Genomic DNA, 629 nt, shown 5'->3' with positions numbered 1-629 from the left:
GGCCGGCCCGGTGAAGACCCCCGACGATGCCCGCGCCGGCCTGATGGCCATGCTGCTGCGCCGCCTTGACGGCGTGGTGAAGCTGCAGGACAGCAAGCTGCTGATGTTCCGCGCCGAACTGGACCGCGTCTCCGAACTGACGCGCCTGCTGCCCGATGCCGACCCGCTGGTGCAGCTGCCCGATGATGGCGGCAGCCTGCGTTTGCAGACCATGTGCCACGGTGCGTTGACCTGGCAGCGGTTGGAAGAGCTGGAGCGCGCAGGCGCCCAGGGGTTGATGGTGTTGAGCGTGGAGCGGTCGCTGGCATGAATCGTCTGCAATGGTCCCAGTTGAGCGACGCCGAGCAGGCACAGGCGCTGCAGCGCCCGGTGCAGGCGGTGGCCGCGCGTACCCGCGAATCGGTGGCCGCGTTGATCGCGGCCGTGCGCGACGATGGCGATGCCGCATTGCGTGAGATCAGCCTGCGCTTCGATGGCGTGGCCCCGGCCTCGTTCGAAGTGAATGACGAAGAATTCGCCGCCGCCGAGCGCACGGTACCGGCCGAGCTGCGCCAGGCGATGACCGAGGCCGCCGACCGCATCCGCCTGTTCCACAAGGCCGGCATGAGCCAGGGCTACGCGGTGGACAC

General features: G+C 69.2%; 2 protein-coding genes. Both read left to right on the top strand.

The features are described 5' to 3' along the window. The coding region (gene hisG / locus INT12_RS30955; RefSeq protein ID WP_226926413.1) for an ATP phosphoribosyltransferase at positions 1-310 on the top strand (310 nt) is incomplete at its 5' end. After that, a partial coding sequence (locus INT12_RS30950) for a histidinol dehydrogenase (protein ID WP_193059236.1) occupies positions 307-629 on the top strand: 323 nt, incomplete at its 3' end. The genes hisG and INT12_RS30950, both read left to right, overlap by 4 nt.

The organism is Pseudomonas sp. K8, from assembly GCF_014889455.1.
GTDB classification, from domain to species: Bacteria; Pseudomonadota; Gammaproteobacteria; order Pseudomonadales; family Pseudomonadaceae; genus Aquipseudomonas; species Aquipseudomonas veronii.
Note: the sequence above shows the minus strand (reverse complement) of the source record. Positions and strands in the feature narration are given on the sequence as shown.